The following is a 17,551-nucleotide window of genomic DNA, read 5'->3' as shown; positions in this document are numbered from 1 at the left end:
CCTAGGCGCTTTCCGAAACGGAAGTGCGAAGGCGCGCGCCCTTGGCCATGGCAGTCTGGCGCAGCCCGCCGGCAAAGTCGATCAGCTTTTCCTGCAGGCTGGCGGCGAGCGGGTCAGTGCCGGCGGCCAGCATCCGCACGGCCAGCAGGCCGGCATTGCGGGCGCCGCCGATGGACACCGTTGCCACCGGGACACCAGCGGGCATTTGGACGATGGAGAGGAGGGAATCCATGCCGTCAAGGTACTTAAGCGGAACGGGGACGCCAATGACGGGCAGCGGAGTGACGGAGGCGAGCATTCCCGGGAGGTGGGCCGCGCCGCCGGCGCCGGCAATGATGACGCGAAGTCCGCGCCGGTGGGCTTCCTGGCCGTAGGCGATCATTTCCGCGGGCATGCGGTGGGCAGAGACGACGTCGGCTTCGTAGGGGATTCCGAACTCGGCCAGGGCAGCCGCGGCTGCGTCCATGACAGGCCAGTCCGAATCCGACCCCATGACCAGGCCGACCAGCGGCTTGTTGGCGGTGCTCATGCCTTCTCCTCATTCGGTTCGCGGCCGTCGCGGATAATCGCGGCGGCCCTCTCAGCGCTGCGCCGGACGGCCGGCAGATCCGCGGCGGATGCTCCGACAACGTTGACGTGGCCAACCTTGCGTCCGGGACGCACCGCCTTGCCGTAATTATGGACCTTGGCAGCGGGCTCGGCTGCCAGAGCCAGCCGGGTACCAAGGTACAGGTCCGGATTCCGGGCGCCGAGGAAATTCTTCATCACGGACACGCCGCCCAGGAGCGCGGTGCTGCCCAGCGGCAGCCCCAGCACGGCACGCAGATGCTGTTCGAACTGGCCGGTGACGGAGCCGTCCATGGTCCAGTGCCCTGAATTATGCGGCCGCATGGCCAGTTCGTTGATCAGGAAGCCCGGTCCGCGCCCGGGCGTTTCGAAGAGCTCCGCTGCCATGACACCGGTGACTCCGAGCTCGGCGGCAATGTGCAGGGCTGCCTCGGACGCCGCCGCGGCCGTTTCCGGAGAGAGGTCCTGGGCCGGCGCAATCACCTCGTCACAGACACCGTTGACCTGGATGGAGTGGACTACGGGCCAGGCGGCGGATTCGCCGTCCGGCGTCCTGGCCACCAGTGCCGAGAGTTCGCGGGTGAAAGGGACCTTTTCCTCGGCAAGCAGTGCGGTGCCGGTGAACCAATCGGCGGCCGCCTCGGCCGCAGCGGCGTCGTCAATAATCCGCACACCCTTGCCGTCGTAGCCTCCGCGGGGAGTCTTCAGGACCACCGGCCAACCGGTTGCCTTGCCAAAATCGATGAGGCCGGCAACCGAAGAGACGGCGGCCCAGGCGGGATTCGGCAGGCCAAGGCGGTCAACGGCTGCGCGCATCACCAGCTTGTCCTGGGCATGCACCAGGGCATCGGGTCCGGGCTGGACGTTGACGCCCTCCCCGGCCAGGGCCCGCAGGTGGTCTCCGGGCACGTGCTCGTGGTCGAACGTCAGGACGTCAACGCCGCGGGCAAAGGACAGCAGCGTCTCATAGTCGGTGTAGTCGCCGACGACGGCGTTTGCCACGGCGGGAACGGCGGATACATCAGGGCCTTCTGCCAGGACGTGCAGCTCAAACCCGAGCTCGGTGGCCGCCGGGGCCATCATCCGGGCCAGCTGGCCGCCGCCGACAACGCCGATAATAGGAAATCTCACGTGTACAGGTTACCGAAGCCGCACGGACTTCCTGCCGTGTGTCATTGCCCGAACAACCGCGTTCAGGGGCCGTCCCCACGATTTACCGCGCTCGGCGGGGTAAACTGGGCTCTTACTGCCGTGCCATAGCGCGGCAGTTCCTTCGTCCGGCGGGGATCCCCGTGCGTACACGATTGGCCGCGGAGGGTCATGATTCGATCATTTATTTCCTGGCTCAGGTCCCTGGCATCCGCCTTCTGGCGCGAGGTCGCCAAGTTCGGGACCGTCGGCGCTGTCGCTTTCGTGGTGGACAACGGGCTGACCTGGATTTTCATGCACTCGGTCATGGAAGGCAGCCCGGCCAAGGCGCGCTTCGCCGGGGCCACGATCGCCACCATCTTCTCCTGGGTGGCCAACCGCTGGTGGACGTTCCGCCACCGCCGCCAGTCCAACGTTGCCCGCGAGTTCGGCCAGTTCATCCTCATCAACGGCCTCGGTATTTTCATTTCCACCGGGTTCACCTGGATCGCCCGGTACCCGATGGGCATCACAGACAACGGCACCCTGTTCATGGCGGGGGTCATCGGCATCGGTGTAGCTACGGTCGTGCGCTTCTTCGCCTACCGGTACTGGGTATTCAACAGCTCAGCCAGTGACGCGGAAGCCGATGAGCGGGCCATGGAACTCACCGTGGACCCTGCCCATTCAGCACCCCAGGAGCCCGCCGCGGAAGCAGCCAAGCCGCTCAGGCCCCAAGCCGAGCAGTAACCTTCTCCGCCGCCAGCATCCGTTCGGTGGCCTCGACTCCCGCCCCGGTGAGCACAAGTGTTCCACCGGCGGACCAGACTGCCAGTGCCGTGCCGAGGATCCTTGCCAGCCCGGCCTCCGCGGGAGCCAGCATGGTCGTGGCCCGGGATGCATCCTGATCCAGGCCGGTCAGGTCGCTGAACGCGGTGACCTCCGCTGCTGTGCCGGCGGCAAGCGCCGTGGAGGGCTCGTCGTCGTAAACCGGTCCAGTCCAGGTATCCGCAAAGGAACGGACTTCCGCGGCGTAGTCGCGGGTTCCTGCCGGAAGCGCTCCCGGCCAGGACATGGCCAGCGCCGGAAGGGCTACTGCCGCAACGACCTCGCCCGCGCTGCGCGGTTCAGGATGATCCGCCGTTGCCCTTACCTGCGAACCCGCTGCAGCCGATAAGGCAACTGGGCAGCCGGCCTGCCAGGCTCCGAGGGCCCAGACCAGGGTTTTCCAGTGGGCGGGCAGGTCCAGCTCCACGGTGGTCCCGGGCTCGGCATCGAGTTCTTCCGCAAGGTAATTGGAGGTCTTGGCCGCCCAGTTGTCCAGCACCCTGCCGGAAAGCTCAACCCGTTCCGAGTCCGTTCCGTACCAGATCAGGGCGGGCGAGGTTGCCTGCTCTGTCCTGAGGGTGTTGAGGATGCGCGGGACCGGGTTTGACGTCATTTGCTGTTCGCTTTCGTTTGGGCGGGACCGTGCGGCGGGACCTCCGCGGGGCAAATTCTCGGCGTGGCGCGCCGCCGTCAGACGGTTCCGACTCTATAGGATGCCGAAACAGCTTGACGTGACCGTATTACACGCGTGTAATTAGGGAACGGATTTGTTCCAGCAAACCATGAACTACATGCGTTCACAGCAGGCTGATTGTCGCTCCTGTGAATCCAGATATCCGCTGCTGGAGCATTTACACCGGGAGGACTCGATGGGGCAAGCAGAGAAGATTCAGGGCCAGCCGGACATCCAGGCACAGGCTTCCACGAGTTACGGCTCACGCGGCGTGCCCGGAGACTGGTACGTCGACCCCGCTGATCCCGAGGCTGCCAACCGGTACCGCGAGGGAACCGGCGCCAGCCTGGAAGATGCGGCCACCGCTTTCCTGGCCGCGCATGAGGCCCTCGCCGGCGGCGGGGTCAAGGGCGGGGAGGATCTCCTGGATCCGCCGGTGTCCCTCTTCTCCGCTCCGGCAGAGACCGAGCAGCGGCCGGTATGGATTGGGCTGCCCGGAATTGGCGACGGCTATGCCGACGAAAGCGAACTCGGATGGCAGGCTGACGCGCTGTGCGCCCAGACGGATCCCGAAGCCTTCTTCCCCGAAAAGGGCGGCTCCACTCGGGACGCCAAGAAAGTCTGTGCTGCCTGCACCGTGCGCTCACAGTGCCTTGAATATGCTTTGGCCAACGATGAGCGCTTCGGCATTTGGGGCGGACTCTCCGAGCGGGAACGCCGCCGGCTACGAAAGCAGGCAGTCTAATTCTTTCGCACGTCCGCGTATGTGCCGTTGTGGTCGCCCACAACGGTGCCGAGTACCTCCCCGAAACACTCTCCGCACTGGCGGCCCAAACACGGCCGGCAGATTTTTGCATAGGCGTTGACGCCGGTTCCACGGATGCCTCGGCGTCGCAGCTCCAGCTGGGACTGCCGGTGGGAAGTCCCGTCATCGGTGCCCCCGCCCGGGCCGGTTTTGGCGCAGCAGTCAAAGCAGGACTTGAGCAGCTGCGCCGGCGCGCCGACGCAGGGGACCCGGCCCAGGAATGGCTGTGGCTCCTCCACGACGATTCGGCGCCCGATCCCGGCGCGCTGGCGCAGTTGCTGCGCGCCGTCGAACTGGCTCCCTCGGTAACCATTGCCGGCGCCAAGCAGGTGGATTGGGAGAACCCCCGCAAGCTCCTCGACGTCGGCGTCTCCATCAGCCGCTGGGCTGAACGCCTGACCATGATCGACGTCGACGAACTGGACCAGGGCCAGTACGACTCCCGCAGCGACATCTTCGCGGTAAACTCCGCAGGAATGCTGATCCGGCGCGATGCCTGGGAGGCCCTCGGCGGATTTGATCCGGCGCTGCCCGGTACAGGCGACGATATTGACCTCTGCTGGCGGAACCGGCTTGCGGGCAACCGTGTGGTGGTTGTCCCCTCCGCACGCATTCGGCACGCAGGCAGCAGGCCAAACCCGGCCGCCTCCTCGAGTGCAGCCCGCAAGGCAGAGGTTTTCCTGCGCCTGAAGCACGCTCCCGCCTGGCAGGTTCCCTTCCTTGCGATGGGAGCCGTTCTGGGCGGTTTCGGCCGGTTCTTCCTGGGGATGCTGGCAAAGGACCCGGGCTATGCGGCAAGTTCACTGGTCTCAAGCATTGCCGCCGTGCTGCGGCCGGTGGATCTCTACCGCTCCCGGCGCAAGGCGGCCGCTACCCGCAGGCGTCCCCGAAGCGCCGTGCGCGCACTGGTTACGACGCCGCGCGAAGTGCGCGAGCACCGGCGTTCCGTCCACGAATCCGAGGCCGCGGCAAACGCGTACCGGATGGAAGAGACCGGGTCCGCGCCGGCCCCCCATGCCTACGAACCCAGCGGCGACGCTCATGACGACTTTGCGGCCCTGGCCACGCGGGGGCGGGCCTGGTCCGGTGCCGGCGCGCTCGCCGCTGTCCTGCTGCTTGCCGGCGCATCCCTGGCCGGCCTGCACCGGCTGATCGGTGCCCCGGCACTCACCGGCGGAGCCCTGCTCCCGGTATCTGATTCCCTGGGCGTCATCTGGGCCAACGCCAGCGGGTGGTGGAGTGAAGTGGGAGCGGGTTACCGCAGCCACGGAGACCCCTTCGACTACGTGCTGTGGCTGCTCGGCGCGGCCGGGCTGGGTAACGCCAATGCCGCCGTAGTTGTCCTTGTCCTGCTGGCCATGCCGCTGTCCGGGCTGGCAGCCTGGGTCGCGTCCGGAATCCTTACCCGGCGCCCCGGCGCACGCTTCTGGGCCGCCATGGTCTGGGGGTCGGTTCCCGCACTGCAGGCATCGCTTGGAGAAGGCCGGCTTGGCGCCCTCATTGCCCACATCGTGCTGCCGCTAACGGTCCTGGCGATGGCGCGTGCCGTCGGTGCCGGAACCGCCGCGCCGGATACGCGCGGTGCTGCAGACGCCGATACCGCGGTTCCACGCAAACCGGGCGTCCACGGGGTTCCCAGCTGGACGGCCGCCGCCGCCGCGGGACTGCTGCTGTCCGTGCTCACCGCCAGTGCGCCGCTGCTGCTTGTCCTCGGCGTCCTGCTGGTCCTGGTGCTCTCGCTGCGTCTTCGTTCACGGGCGCGGACCCTCTGGTGGTCCCTGCTGGCACCGGCAGCGCTCCTGCTTCCGGTGGTCCTATCACTATCCAGCAACCTCCGGGCGGTTGCTGCAGACCCCGGTGTTCCGCTGGCGTTCGCGCCGGCGGCTCTGTGGCAGCAGCTCCTCGGCTATCCCGAAGCCTTCGGCGTCTCCGATACGCTGGCGGGTCTCGGGTTCCTGCCCGAGGGGCCGTGGGGCCTGCTGCTCGCCCTGGTGGTGGGCGGCCCGCTGGCAGCCCTGTCAGCCGCCGCGCTCTTCCTGCCCGGCCGCGCCGCGCCGGCAAGGCTCGGCTGGATCATGGCGATCGCCGCCCTGGCACTGTCCGGCGCTGCCGCCTATCTGGTAACCGGAAGTGCCGCCGCCGGGCTGGTGACTCCTTATCCCGGTCCGCTGGTGTCCGCAGCCGTGTTTGCCCTGCTCTGCGCCGCGCTGCCCGCACTGGACAGCCTGCTGGCAGCACGCAGGACCGAAAGCGGCCAAACCCGCCGTCCGGCCGCAGCCGCAGTAGTCGTCCTGGCCATCCTGCTGGGCGCCGGACCGGCCGCCAGCCTGGCAGCGTGGACAATTCCGCAGGCTGCGGGCGAGGCGAACGCGGCCGGAGCCGGGGGAGCGCAGCCCGGCTTGCGGCTGGTCCTCCGGGAGACCGGAACGCGGGTGCTGCCCGCAACGGCGGCGGACCGCGGGAACAGTGCTGACCAGACCCGTTCCCTCGTGCTGTCCCTGGGACCCGGCGACGACGTGACCGCAACGCTGATGCGTTCCGGCGGAAGCACCCTGGACGGACTCAGCGCCGGATACGCGGCGCGCGCCGTCGAAGGCACGCCGGGCAGTGAAACGCTGGGAGCGGACGACGGCGCCAGCGCCGCCCTTCGCAGCGCCGTCGCCGCTGTGACGGCCGGTACCGGTGTGGATCCGCGCGAGGAACTCAGCCGGCTGGGCGTGGGCTTTGTGGTGCTGCAGGCGTCCGACACCGCAGCCGAACTGCTGGCCGACCGCCTGGACGCCGTGCCGGGCCTGGCCGCCGTTGGCCAAACCGGCTCCGGATGGCTCTGGCGTGTAACCGGGGCCCTGGATGAACAGGGCGCCGAGACGCTGGCAGGGCAGACTGCCCGGGTCCGCGTTGTCGATGCCCAGGGCCAGACGCTGGCCCTGGTGCCGTCCGACCGCGTCGCGGCAGATGCCCAAATTCCGGCGGGTCCGGAGGGCCGGCGCCTGGTGCTGGCCGAACGCGCCGACACCGGCTGGCAGGCAACGCTGAACGGCAATCCGCTCCAGCCGACCACCGACGGCTGGGCGCAGGCGTTCGACCTGCCGGAAGAAGGCGGGGAGCTCAGCCTCAGGTACTCGAGCCCCTGGGAACCATGGACCGCGATTGTGCAGGCCATCGTGTTTGGGCTGACCGTTCTGCTGGCGGTTCCAACCCCGTCCCGCTCCGGCGTCATCCGGCTGCCCGGTAAGCAGGGGCCCGTGCGTCCAGCGGCAGCGGCCCCGGGCGCACCGGACGACGCCGACGCGGCAGGCCGGGACGGCGAACCCGGTCCGCGGGAGCCCGCCAAGGAACCCGCACGGGTCCGGGACCGCAGGGCAGGCCGCGCACGGAGAGGCAATCCGGCCGGTGGAAAGGCCTCCGGCGGCCGGAACCGCGGAAGCGGCCAAGCCCGCCTGCGCGCGTCCGACGGCGGAGTGCCAGCTACCAAGAGTTCGTCTGAAGGAGTGCACTGATGCCCGGTTCGAGCGGGTCAACGGACACCGGGTCATCGCGTGCCGACAGCCGGGGACGCCGTGCTGCGGGCCGCAGGACGGCTTACGCCGCGGTATCCGGCACCGTCCTGGTGGCAACCGCGGGCGCCCTCATCACGGCATCGGCCCTAGCAGCACCGGCACGTTCCGAGTTGGCGGTACAGCCACCGGCCACCAGTGTTCCGGCCGGAGTGCTCACCGGAGTGTGCCCGGAGCCGCTGCGCCTGCTCGCCGGCAACGTGGACTCGACTGATGCTGAGTTCAGCCCGGTTTCCGAGTCTGCGGCAACGACCGTCACCACCGCGGTTATTTCAGCAGCAGGCGCCCCACTGCCGCCGGCCCAGCTCTCCGTGCTGAACAGCGGTGACGCCGTGGCTTCCCTGAAGGTCAATCCTGACGTCCCGCTGGCCGGAACCAGGCTGGCGGGTGTCCTGGCAAAGCAGCAGGTCACCTCAGTCACCGCCTTCGAGGCAGAGCCCAGCGGCGACCAGCCTGCTACGGCCAACGCGGTCATGGGTTACACAGCCACCGACGGAGACCTTGCCGGACTCGCGTCGGCGAACTGCCAGACACCTTCCAATGACATGTGGCTCCTGGGTGCCCGGACCACGGTCGGGGCTACGGCGGTACTGAAGCTGAACAACCCTTCCGCGACCGCCGCGACCGTGGACCTTGAGATCATTGGGTCAAAGGGACGGGTGGAAGCCGGCGGAAGCCGCGGAATCGTCGTGGCACCTGGACAGACCCGCTCGATTGTCCTTGCCGGACTGGCATCGGGCGAGGAATCTGCCGCGGTGCGGGTACGCAGCTCCGGGGGACCGGTCAGTGCCTTCATCGAGCAGAGCATCCTGCGCGGACTCACCGCGGGCGGAGTGGAGATCATCGAGCCCACCGCCGCTCCCGCCCCGCGCCAGGTCGTCACCGGCGTTGCGCTGCAGGCCCCGGATACGACCCGCGAACTCATGGACCAGGAAGGCTACGGTTCAGTTCAGCCGGTCCTCAACGTCGCCGTCCCGGGCACGTCGGATGCCTCCGTGCATCTACGGGTTTTCGGGGAGCGGGGTGAGGTGGAGATTCCCGGCGGCGGTGTCTTCAGCGTGCCGGCCGGCACGGTTGGAAAGATTCCGCTGACTGAACTACCTGCCGGCACCTACTCGCTGGATCTGTCTTCAGACGTGGCAGTTGCCGCCTCAGCCGTCTTCAGCCGCGGCACCAAGCCCGAAGAGCCGGTGGAGCTGGCGATAGCACCCGCGGAGACGAGGCTGGGCAGCGAACACCTGGCCGTGGCGGCTCCCGGCGGCAGCTCCGCCCTGGTGCTCACTGCACCGGACGGGGATGCCGAGGTGCGGGTCCGGGCTGTTGGAACGGATGGCAACCTGCAGCAGGAAAAGGTGATCCAGGTTCCCGGCGGCAGGACACTGTCGCTGAAGCCCGGAGACCTGGGCAGCGGCGAACTGGCCGCCGTCCTGGTCAGCGCACTCGGCGAGGCAGTTTACGGAGCGCAGCTCGTGACGGGGGAGGGCCCTGGGATATCCGTGCTGCCGCTGCCGGAGGGAACCTCGGGAAGCCAGTCCATCCAGGTAGGAATTGGCTACTGACGCACGGCCGTAACCGGCGGGCCGCTAGAGCGGCCGAAAGCGGCCGTATGTTGGATCGATGGATTCGGGATCCATTCCCTTCAGGGACGCCAGCTGTTCCACCACGACGTCGTGGATCAGCTCGTTGACCGGCACCAGTCCCCGGGCGGTAGACTCCACGGGGCGGCGGTAGACGGTGATCACCGGGGGCTTCGGTCCTTTTCCTGCACTCGAGGACGCCAGGGGGACGGCGCCTCCCCGGCGGACTAGTTCCTCCAGTCCGTCCGGAATCTCCTGGACAATAAACTGGTAGCTCTGGATATCTTCGCCCCACAGCCTTTCCAGCCGCTGGGCGGACTCCATGACCCAGTCATCGAAGCGTTCGGCGCGGGTCCGGGACCCGGCCAGGTGCGCCGGCAGCAACTCCCCGCGCAGGCCCCGTCCGTGCCTGTTCCGGCGCCGGCGGCGGAACGGGCGTGCAGCAGCGGGATCCGGCTCTCCCGCGCCGGATCCGCCGTTGATGCTGGGGGAAGATCCTGGAGGCATGGCTCCTACTCTAGCCCGCCTGCGGCGCGGCGGGGAGACCCTGCAGGGGGCCGCCGGGACCCGGCGTGGCTGCCCCGGGTAACCGGCGCCTGGGGGTAGAGTAAGGGACCGTGGGATCCTTACGTCTTTGTTCACGCTCAGCGTGCCGGCAGGCCGCCGTCGCTACTTTGACGTACGTGTATGCCGATTCCACCGCGGTGCTTGGTCCTCTGGCGACCTACGCGGAACCGCACTGCTATGACCTGTGCGAGCTCCATGCCGAGCGCCTAACCGCCCCCCGCGGCTGGCAGGTCCTCCGGCTGGACTTTGGTGCATTGCCGCGTACGCCCGGTCCGGATGAACTCTCCGCACTGGTGGATGCAGTGCGCGAGCCGGAGGAAGTTCCTGCCGTCGATGAGCCCGTGCGCCGCAGCGGCAGGCATGCCCTGGAGCCGCCGGCTGAGCTCCCCGGCTCCCGCCGCTCCCACCTGCGTGTACTGCGCGAAGAAGTCAGCGAACCAAGCTGAGCTGAGCCGAGGGGCTGCGCACGCTATAGGCTGGGGGAACCAGCCGGGGACGAACCACGGCCGTGACCAGTCAACCGTTTCGCAAGGAAGTGCCGCAGCATGGCTAACCTGACCGCTGATCTCCTGGATCTCCTGCGCTGCCCGCAGACCCACTCACACCTTGTGCAGGAGGGGAACGAACTCGTTTCCACCGCACCCGGACCGGACGGCAGGCCGCTGCGCTATGCCATTGCGGAAGGCATCCCGGTGCTGCTGCCGGAATCCGCCGCACCGGCTGACGATACAGAGAACTGAGGACCCTGAACCTGTGAGCATCGACTTCAAAGTAGCTGACCTGTCCCTGGCCGAAGCGGGCCGCCACCAGATTCGCCTGGCTGAACACGAAATGCCCGGGCTCATGGCACTGCGGCGCGAGTACGGCCCCAGCCAGCCCCTGGCGGGAGCCCGGATCGCCGGCTCGCTGCACATGACCGTGCAGACCGCTGTACTGATCGAAACCCTGACAGCGCTGGGCGCGGAGGTCCGGTGGGCCTCCTGCAACATCTTCTCCACCCAGGACGAAGCCGCCGCAGCCGTCGCGGTGGGCAACGGCACGCCTGAGGATCCCCAGGGTGTCCCGGTGTTCGCCTGGAAGAACGAGACCCTCGAGGAATACTGGTGGACCGCAGAGCAGATCCTCACCTGGCCCGAAGGCTCAGGCGGCCCGAACATGATCCTGGACGACGGCGGGGACGCCACGCTGCTGCTGCACAAGGGCGTTGAGTTCGAAGCCGCAGGATCCGTTCCGTCAAACCCGGACGAAGACGATCCGGACTACTCCTACGAGTACACGGTCATCCTGGACACGCTGCGCCGTTCGCTGGCCGAAGCGCCGTGGAAGTGGACCGAAATTGCCAAGGGCATCCGCGGCGTCACCGAAGAGACCACCACGGGCGTGCTCCGGCTCTACCAGCTGGCCGCTGACGGCCAGCTGCTCTTCCCCGCGATCAACGTGAACGATTCGGTCACCAAGTCAAAGTTCGACAACAAGTACGGCATCCGCCACTCGCTGCCGGATGGACTAAACCGCGCCACGGACACCCTGATTGGCGGCAAGGTCGCCGTCGTCTGCGGTTACGGTGATGTTGGCAAGGGCGCAGCCGAGGCGCTGCGCGGCCAGGGCGCCCGGGTGATCGTTACCGAAATCGACCCGATCTGCGCCCTGCAGGCAGCCATGGACGGCTACCAGGTGGCACGCCTTGAATCCGTGGTGGGCCAGGGTGACATCTTCATCACCACCACCGGGAACAAGGACATCATCATGGCCTCCCACATGGCTCAGATGAAGCACCAGGCGATCGTGGGCAATGTGGGCCATTTCGACAACGAGATCGACATGGCAGGCCTGGCCCGTGTTCCCGGCATCCGCAAGGTGGAGATCAAGCCGCAGGTCCACGAATGGATCTTCGACGAAGGAACCGGGAACCAGCGCAGCATCATCGTGCTCTCCGAGGGCCGCCTGCTGAACCTGGGCAACGCCACCGGGCACCCGTCCTTCGTGATGTCCAATTCCTTCGCGAACCAGACCATCGCCCAGATCGAGCTGTTCACCAAGTTTGGGCAGGACAGGGAGGACGGCACACCGGAGTACGCCAACCAGGTGTATGTGCTGCCGAAGATCCTCGACGAAAAGGTTGCGCGCCTGCACCTGGGCGCCCTTGGCGTCGAACTGAGTGAGCTGACCAAACCCCAGGCCGAATACCTCGGAGTGGACGTGGCCGGCCCCTACAAGCCGGACCACTACCGGTACTAAGCCGGACAGCCGGAACAAAAGCCGCGCCTCTCCTTCAAGGAGCGGGGCGGCTTTTGTCTTGGGCCCTTCTGCGCGGGCTATGGATCCGCGAACGGGAGGCGGTGCAGGCGGCGGCTAAGCTGTTCGGTTCGCTGATGCTGAGCGCTCAGGCGCGCGAAGTCGCGCTCCCGGCGCTGGGCGACGACGGCGCGGAGGTAGGACTCCGGAAAAGTGCCGGCAGGCGGGGGCGGGGATACGAAAGCTGACACTTCGGTGGCCAGGGAGCCTGCCATCGAGGACCGGGCAGGCGGTGCCATCCGCTCCGATTGGGACAGGAACCGGGACACCCGCCTGGACAGTGGATCCGGCAGCCGGCCAATGTCCGCCAGCTGCGCCCAGGGAGCCAGTGCTTCCGGCATTGCCACGGTGGCAGGCGGCGGAGCCTTGACCCGTTCCCGCATTGAGTACGTTCCCGCGAGCATGTCGCCCAGCCGCTTGGATTTCTCGTTGAACACCGCAGTGACGAAGGCCAGCGAACCGGCCAGCATGTAGATCTCCAGGACGGCGAGGATTCCCCGCGTGAACGCCTGGCGGAAACGTACCGCACCGCCGTCGTCGCGCACGATGCGCAGGCCCATGACCAGGCGGCCCAGCGATTTGCCGCGGGTGAGCGTTTCAACCGCAACGGGGATGACCACGATCACCAGGACAACGCAGGCCAGCAGCAGGGCCCGGGTCAGCGCAGGGTCCAGTGCCCCGTCCAAAGTGTTGCCGATCAGGAAAAACAGCAGGAGGAGCAGGAGCAGCTGCGAGACGACGTCGATCAGGACGCTGAGTCCCCGCGCCGCGAAAGAGGCCGGACGCAGCTCCAGGACCACGGCTTCACCCGTCACCACCGTGCTCATGCCAGCGCCCCCTGCTTCCGCTTTCAACGTCAGGGTTCCCACTCTACCTATCCCCGCGGCGGATATGGGGGCCAGCGCGGCTGCGCCCGCTAGGGTGGAGGCGTGGACTTGGATGCCTTCGCCGCCGTGCACAGCCGGGACTGGAACCGGCTGGATGAACTCATTGCCCGCCGCCGCCTCAGCGGGGCCGAAGCGGACGAACTGCTGCAGCTGTACCAGCGTGCCTCCACACACCTCTCTGTCATCCGCTCGGTGGCCCCCGAGGGTGCGCTCTCAGCGGCGCTTTCAATGCGGCTCTCCCGTGCCAGGACCCGGTTCACCGGCGCCCGTTCCAATTTCTTCGAGGACCTGGCCGGTTTCTTCGTGTACTCGCTGCCTGCGGCGTTCTACCGCGTCCGGATACTCACCGCCGTCATTGGCGCGCTTTTTGTCCTGGTTTCAGCGCTGACCGCCTACTGGGTGGTGGACACGCCCGGCGTCCTTTCCGCACTCGGAACGGATGCGGAGCTCCGCCGCTACGTGGAGTCGGACTTCGCCGCCTACTACTCAGAGAATCCCGCGGCGTCCTTCGCCGGCATGGTCTGGACGAACAACGCCTGGATCGCGCTGCAGGCGGTCGCTTTCGGCATCACCGGGATATGGGTGCCCTACATCCTGTACCAAAACGCCGTCGGCGTGGGCACGGCCGCAGGCACTATGGCGTCCTACGGCGAGCTCGACACTTTCTTCACGTACATCCTGCCCCACGGATTCATGGAGCTCACTGCCATCTTCATTGCGTCGGCGGCGGGACTCCAGATTTTCTGGGCGCTGGTTGCGCCCGGCCCGCGTCCCAGGATCACCGCACTGGCCCAGGAGGGGCGGTCCCTGATGACTGTGGCCCTGGGGCTCGTGGTGGTCCTGTTTATTTCCGGACTGGTGGAAGGATTCGTTACTCCCAGCGGGTTGCCGTCCTGGCTGCGCATCACCATCGGCGCCCTGGTGCTCGCCGCCTACTGGGCCTACACGCTGATCCTGGGCAGACGTGCGTACCGGGCCGGGTTCCGCGGTGACCTGCAGGCACGCGATGCGGGCGAAGCCGCGGTGCGCTCCGCCTAGCGTTCCAGGCACCGGCGGAAACGCTGTCCGGACTCGCCGGGAGTACCTTCGATTCAGGGACCGCAGGCCGGTAGTGTCTATGAAGGACGACACCGGACCCCCCCACCACCCCGGTGACTTCATACAGGATTGGGATGAGAGACGAAGCAGTGGCAAGCCAGGACCAAGACCCCACTACGGGAGGCGTCCCCTCAGGCCAGCGGCCGGACGGGCAGGGCGCGAACCCGTCCGATGCGAGCGAGACCATAGTCAGCGGAACCCACGCTGCTGCTACGGGCGAGGCCCCGGCAACAGCTGTTCCGGCAGAACACGATGCCTGGGATGCTGAGTTCGCCGGTATTGCCGGTACGGCCCCCGACGCCGGGGAAGCCAACCCGCCACGGGCTGACGACCTGCCGGCTGACGTGCCGTCAGGTGCCGCACCATCGGCAGCCGGGAACGAAACCACCCGTGCCGCCGCTCCGGACCCGAAGGACGGGACCGGCAAAGTCCCGTCCACCGAATCCGCCGCTGCGCCCGCTGCAGAAGATGCCGTGACCGCCGGTACGGCAGGCACGGTCCGGACCCGTGACGAAGTACCGGGAGGGCATCCTTCCCTCGCCCAGCGGAGCACCCTGCCGATGCGCGCTGCCAGCACCATGCCCAACCTGAGCCGCTACGGCACCGCCAATTCCTCCGGACCGGATAGCTCCTCCGGATCAGACGGCGGCGCAGCCGCCGACGAGCCCGGTCCCGCTGCGCCCGGCGCCGGGGACGATCAGGCCGCACCCGGCCGGGCCGGATCCGGGCAGGATTCAAAACTGTCCGAACCGCATCCCACGACTGCCGCCGGCGGGCCCTGGTACGGGCCGGGCACGGGGGAGCAGCAGGCTTCCGGTGAACACAATGCTGCGAACGCAGCAGAGGCTGAGACCACAGCTGTGCCCGTTGCGGATCCGGATGTTTCGGCCGCGGAGGCTGAACGGAGGAACGCGGAGCGGGAACGCGCCGCCAGCGCCAAGCCCGTCCTGGGCCGGATCATCCAGGTAGCTATCGCGGTGTTCTTCCCGGTTATGCTGCTGGCCGCAGCAATCCGCGCGGTGGCAACTCCGCTGTTCCTGTGGATCGAGTACAACCGGCCGGGTTTCCCCGCGGACAGTTTCGGGTTCAGCACCGATGACCGCGTGACCTACGGCTCCTACGCCGTGGACTACCTGCTGAATTTTTCTTCTCCCCGGTATCTGGGGGATCTGGTGACGCCGGACGGCGATCCGCTGTACCTGGCAAGCGAAGTGTCGCACATGGCGGACGTCAAGACTGTCCTGACCCTCGCGTTCGTAACGGCGCTGGGAATGGCACTGCTCAGCATTGCCGGCGGGATTTACCTGGCCCGGCGCTGCCCGGGCGGAATCCGGCGCGCCCTGTTTGCCGGCGCCGTGGCAACCCTGGCCCTTATTGCCGGACTGCTGGTAGCGGCAGTCCTGGCCTGGGAAGAGTTCTTCACCATGGTGCACTCAGTTTTCTTCGCGCAGGGCAACTGGACGTTCCGCCTTGATGACACGCTGATCCGGCTGTTCCCCGCCCAGTTCTGGATGGATGCCGGCGGGACAATCGCTGCGATCGTCCTGATTGTGTGCGTGCTGGTGATCGTCTTCACCTGGCCGACGAAGAGGCGCCGCGAACGCTCCCGCCTCGCCCGCGAGGAAAGCCGCCGCCGCTACCTTGAATCGCTCGAAGCGCTGTAGCCGGGCAGCCGCAGAAGACAAAGGCCGGGACCCGTGAAGCGGGCCCCGGCTTTCGTCTTCTCCGGATAGACCCGGCAGGACTAGTTAGCGTAGAGCTTCTCCACCTCGGCGGTGAAGTCCGCGATCACGGCCTGGCGGCGGAGCTTCAGCGTCGCTGTCACATGGCCGCCGTCCAGGGAAAAGTCCTTCGGGAGCACCGTGAACCGGCGGATCTGCTCGGCCCGGGATACGGAGGCGTTCGCGGCGTCCACCGCTTCCTGCACCTGGGCAAGGACCCGGGGATGCTCAGCAAGCGGCTGGCCGGCCGCGTTGATGCCGCTTTCCCGGGCCCACGCGGCCAGCGCCTCGTCGTCGAGCGTCACCAGGGCGCCCACGAAGGGGCGGCCTTCGCCGACCACCACGACCTGGGAGACCAGCCGGTGTTCACGCACCTTTTCTTCCAGCGGGCCGGGAGCGACGTTCTTGCCGCCGGCGGTGACCAGCAGGTCCTTCTTACGGCCGGTGATTCGCAGGAAGCCGTCCGCATCCAGCGCTCCCAGGTCGCCTGTGTGGAACCATTCGCCGGTGAACGCTTCCGCCGTCGCCTCGGGGTTGCGGTGGTAGCCGGAGAAGACACCGACGCCGCTGACCAGTACCTCGCCGTCGTCGGCAATCCGGATGGAGTTGCCCGGCATCGGCAGCCCGACCGATCCCACCCGGGTCAGCGGAATCGTGTTCACCGACGCCGGAGCGGTGGTTTCAGTGAGGCCGTAGCCTTCCTGGACTGCAATTCCGGCACCCCGGAAGAAGTGTGCCAGCTGTGGGCTGAGCGGACTCGCACCGGAGATGGCTATGTCCATCTCCCCGCCGAACGCGGCCCGGACCTTCGGGTACAGCAGCCGGTCGAAGGCAGCATGGCGCAGCCGCAGGGCCAGGGATGGGCCGGGCCCGCCGCGCGCCACGCTGTCCCGCGCCTCCGAGTAGGCGACGGCGGTGGAGGCTGCGGCGGCAAACAGCCTGCCCTTGCCGGCTGCAGCAGCCTTCTCCTCGGCTCCGGCGTAGATTTTCTCGAAGATCCGCGGCACCGCCAGGAGGAAGGTGGGACGGAAGGTCCGGAGGTCCTCAACCAGCGCTGCGGCGCTGGAGCTGTGACCCACCGTGACACCTGCGGCAAGGCAGCCGACCTGGACGGCGCGGGCCAGCACATGCGCCAGGGGGAGGAACATCAGTGTCCTGGCGCTCGGGCGCTTCAGCATTTCGGGCAGGAGCTCAATCACATTGACGGCGAAGAGGGCAAAGTTGCCGTGGCTGATGGTGCATCCCTTGGGCCGGCCGGTGGTTCCGGAGGTGTAGACCAGGGACGCCGGGGCGGAAAGCGCAGCGGAGGAACGGGCCGACTCGAGGTCCTCGTCCGGTACACCGGTTCCGGAGGCGGCGAGCGAAGCCAGCGTGTCCGGCCCCTCGCTGCCGGTCAGTTTCCAGATCCGGACCGGGGCCGCGGCGGCAGCAGCGCCGGCTTCAATGACCTTGGCCTTTGCGTCGTCTCCGGCGAAGACGATCCGCGCACCCGAATCGGTGAGGATCCAGTGAACCTGGCTGGGGGAGGAGGTCTCGTAGATGGGGACCGTGACCGCTCCGGCAAACCAGATGGCAAGATCCACAACAGTCCATTCGTACCGTGTTCCGGACATGACGGCTACAGCGTCACCGGGGCGGACCCCCTGCGCCATCAGCCCCTTGGCTGCCGCCCGGACCTCGGCGAGGAAATCCGCAGCGCTCACGTCCGTCCAGCCGGCGGCGGTCCGGCGTGCGTACAGGGCCAGGTCCGGGGTTCGCGCAGCCGTCGCCAGCAGGAGGTCGGTGATGTTGGAGTCTTCCGGGAGCTTCACGAACAATCCGGTGGAGGATTCGCGCACGGGCCCTCCC

15 protein-coding genes are annotated in these 17,551 nt (G+C 67.8%); 9 read left to right on the top strand and 6 right to left on the bottom strand.

The features are described from left to right. Position 1 precedes the first annotated feature (1 nt). Both purE and ITX31_RS02875 read right to left on the bottom strand, forming a co-directional pair. Positions 2–529, bottom strand: coding sequence for a 5-(carboxyamino)imidazole ribonucleotide mutase (purE, locus tag ITX31_RS02880; protein WP_194781970.1), 528 nt, complete (start codon positions 527–529; stop codon positions 2–4). After that, positions 526–1,698 (bottom strand): 5-(carboxyamino)imidazole ribonucleotide synthase, encoded by a 1,173-nt coding sequence (locus tag ITX31_RS02875; RefSeq protein ID WP_194781969.1) that lies wholly within the window; start codon positions 1,696–1,698, stop codon positions 526–528. The genes purE and ITX31_RS02875 overlap by 4 nt, the downstream gene beginning before the upstream one ends. Positions 1,699–1,887: 189 nt before the next feature. Between ITX31_RS02875 and ITX31_RS02870 the strand changes: the two genes are divergently transcribed. Next, positions 1,888–2,445 (top strand): GtrA family protein, encoded by a 558-nt coding sequence (locus tag ITX31_RS02870; RefSeq protein ID WP_194781968.1) that lies wholly within the window; start codon positions 1,888–1,890, stop codon positions 2,443–2,445. On the opposite strand, the gene ITX31_RS02865 is transcribed toward ITX31_RS02870, so the two are convergent. After that, positions 2,423–3,136 carry a TIGR03089 family protein gene (locus ITX31_RS02865; RefSeq protein WP_194781967.1) on the bottom strand — a complete coding sequence of 238 codons (714 nt, stop codon included), beginning with the start codon at positions 3,134–3,136 and terminating at the stop codon, positions 2,423–2,425. The genes ITX31_RS02870 and ITX31_RS02865 overlap by 23 nt on opposite strands. Positions 3,137–3,392: 256 nt before the next feature. On the opposite strand from ITX31_RS02865, the gene ITX31_RS15950 reads away from it, so the two are divergent. The 3 genes from ITX31_RS15950 to ITX31_RS02850 are packed head-to-tail and all read left to right on the top strand — an operon-like array spanning position 3,393 to position 9,117. Further along, entirely contained in the window at positions 3,393–3,941 is a 549-nt protein-coding gene (locus tag ITX31_RS15950) for a WhiB family transcriptional regulator (protein WP_267240579.1), read from the top strand. Between the two features lie 29 nt (positions 3,942–3,970). Continuing rightward, positions 3,971–7,501: a glycosyltransferase gene (locus tag ITX31_RS02855; RefSeq protein WP_194781966.1), complete on the top strand. Its 3,531-nt coding sequence runs from the start codon at positions 3,971–3,973 to the stop codon at positions 7,499–7,501. Then, positions 7,501–9,117 carry a DUF5719 family protein gene (locus tag ITX31_RS02850; RefSeq protein WP_194781965.1) on the top strand — a complete coding sequence of 539 codons (1,617 nt, stop codon included), beginning with the start codon at positions 7,501–7,503 and terminating at the stop codon, positions 9,115–9,117. Before ITX31_RS02855 ends, ITX31_RS02850 begins: the two co-directional genes overlap by 1 nt. Positions 9,118–9,141: 24 nt before the next feature. Here the strand turns inward: ITX31_RS02850 and ITX31_RS02845 are convergent, their stop codons facing one another. Further along, a complete protein-coding gene (locus ITX31_RS02845) occupies positions 9,142–9,642 on the bottom strand; it encodes a metallopeptidase family protein (protein WP_194781964.1) in 501 nt (166 codons plus the stop codon). Between the two features lie 110 nt (positions 9,643–9,752). On the opposite strand from ITX31_RS02845, the gene ITX31_RS02840 reads away from it, so the two are divergent. The 3 genes from ITX31_RS02840 to ahcY all read left to right on the top strand — a co-directional run bounded on the left by ITX31_RS02840 (position 9,753) and on the right by ahcY (position 11,940). Continuing rightward, positions 9,753–10,148 carry a DUF3499 domain-containing protein gene (locus ITX31_RS02840; RefSeq protein ID WP_194781963.1) on the top strand — a complete coding sequence of 132 codons (396 nt, stop codon included), beginning with the start codon at positions 9,753–9,755 and terminating at the stop codon, positions 10,146–10,148. 99 nt (positions 10,149–10,247) lie between these two features. Next, positions 10,248–10,442 (top strand): Trm112 family protein, encoded by a 195-nt coding sequence (locus ITX31_RS02835; RefSeq protein WP_194781962.1) that lies wholly within the window; start codon positions 10,248–10,250, stop codon positions 10,440–10,442. Between the two features lie 13 nt (positions 10,443–10,455). Beyond that, on the top strand, positions 10,456–11,940 hold the full coding sequence (ahcY, locus tag ITX31_RS02830) for an adenosylhomocysteinase (protein WP_194781961.1): 1,485 nt from the start codon (positions 10,456–10,458) through the stop codon (positions 11,938–11,940). Between the two features lie 77 nt (positions 11,941–12,017). On the opposite strand, the gene ITX31_RS02825 is transcribed toward ahcY, so the two are convergent. After that, positions 12,018–12,824: an RDD family protein gene (locus ITX31_RS02825; protein WP_194781960.1), complete on the bottom strand. Its 807-nt coding sequence runs from the start codon at positions 12,822–12,824 to the stop codon at positions 12,018–12,020. Positions 12,825–12,926: 102 nt separating this feature from the next. Here ITX31_RS02825 and ITX31_RS02820 point away from each other — a divergent pair, with 102 nt between their 5' ends. Then, positions 12,927–13,922 (top strand): stage II sporulation protein M, encoded by a 996-nt coding sequence (locus ITX31_RS02820; RefSeq protein WP_194781959.1) that lies wholly within the window; start codon positions 12,927–12,929, stop codon positions 13,920–13,922. Positions 13,923–14,056: 134 nt separating this feature from the next. Continuing rightward, a complete protein-coding gene (locus ITX31_RS02815) occupies positions 14,057–15,646 on the top strand; it encodes a DUF1461 domain-containing protein (RefSeq protein WP_228528918.1) in 1,590 nt (529 codons plus the stop codon). Positions 15,647–15,726: 80 nt separating this feature from the next. Here the strand turns inward: ITX31_RS02815 and ITX31_RS02810 are convergent, their stop codons facing one another. Continuing rightward, positions 15,727–17,541, bottom strand: a complete 1,815-nt coding sequence (locus tag ITX31_RS02810) for an AMP-dependent synthetase/ligase (protein WP_194781958.1) — start codon at positions 17,539–17,541, stop codon at positions 15,727–15,729. Positions 17,542–17,551: the final 10 nt, after the last annotated feature.

The organism is Arthrobacter gandavensis, from assembly GCF_015355785.1.
GTDB classification, from domain to species: Bacteria; Actinomycetota; Actinomycetes; order Actinomycetales; family Micrococcaceae; genus Arthrobacter_B; species Arthrobacter_B gandavensis_A.
The sequence above is the reverse complement of the archived record's forward strand: the minus strand, read 5'-3'. Positions and strand labels throughout refer to the sequence as shown.

Excerpts from the sequence above, each read along its gene's own strand:
- purE (WP_194781970.1), bottom strand. The coding sequence starts at position 529 with ATGAGCACCGCCAACAAGCCGCTGGTCGGCCTGGTCATGGGGTCGGAT.
- ITX31_RS02870 (WP_194781968.1), top strand. The coding sequence starts at position 1,888 with ATGATTCGATCATTTATTTCCTGGCTCAGGTCCCTGGCATCCGCCTTC.
- ITX31_RS02865 (WP_194781967.1), bottom strand. The coding sequence starts at position 3,136 with ATGACGTCAAACCCGGTCCCGCGCATCCTCAACACCCTCAGGACAGAG.
- ITX31_RS15950 (WP_267240579.1), top strand. The coding sequence starts at position 3,393 with ATGGGGCAAGCAGAGAAGATTCAGGGCCAGCCGGACATCCAGGCACAG.
- ITX31_RS02850 (WP_194781965.1), top strand. The coding sequence starts at position 7,501 with ATGCCCGGTTCGAGCGGGTCAACGGACACCGGGTCATCGCGTGCCGAC.
- ITX31_RS02845 (WP_194781964.1), bottom strand. The coding sequence starts at position 9,642 with ATGCCTCCAGGATCTTCCCCCAGCATCAACGGCGGATCCGGCGCGGGA.
- ITX31_RS02835 (WP_194781962.1), top strand. The coding sequence starts at position 10,248 with ATGGCTAACCTGACCGCTGATCTCCTGGATCTCCTGCGCTGCCCGCAG.
- ITX31_RS02825 (WP_194781960.1), bottom strand. The coding sequence starts at position 12,824 with ATGAGCACGGTGGTGACGGGTGAAGCCGTGGTCCTGGAGCTGCGTCCG.
- ITX31_RS02815 (WP_228528918.1), top strand. The coding sequence starts at position 14,057 with ATGAGAGACGAAGCAGTGGCAAGCCAGGACCAAGACCCCACTACGGGA.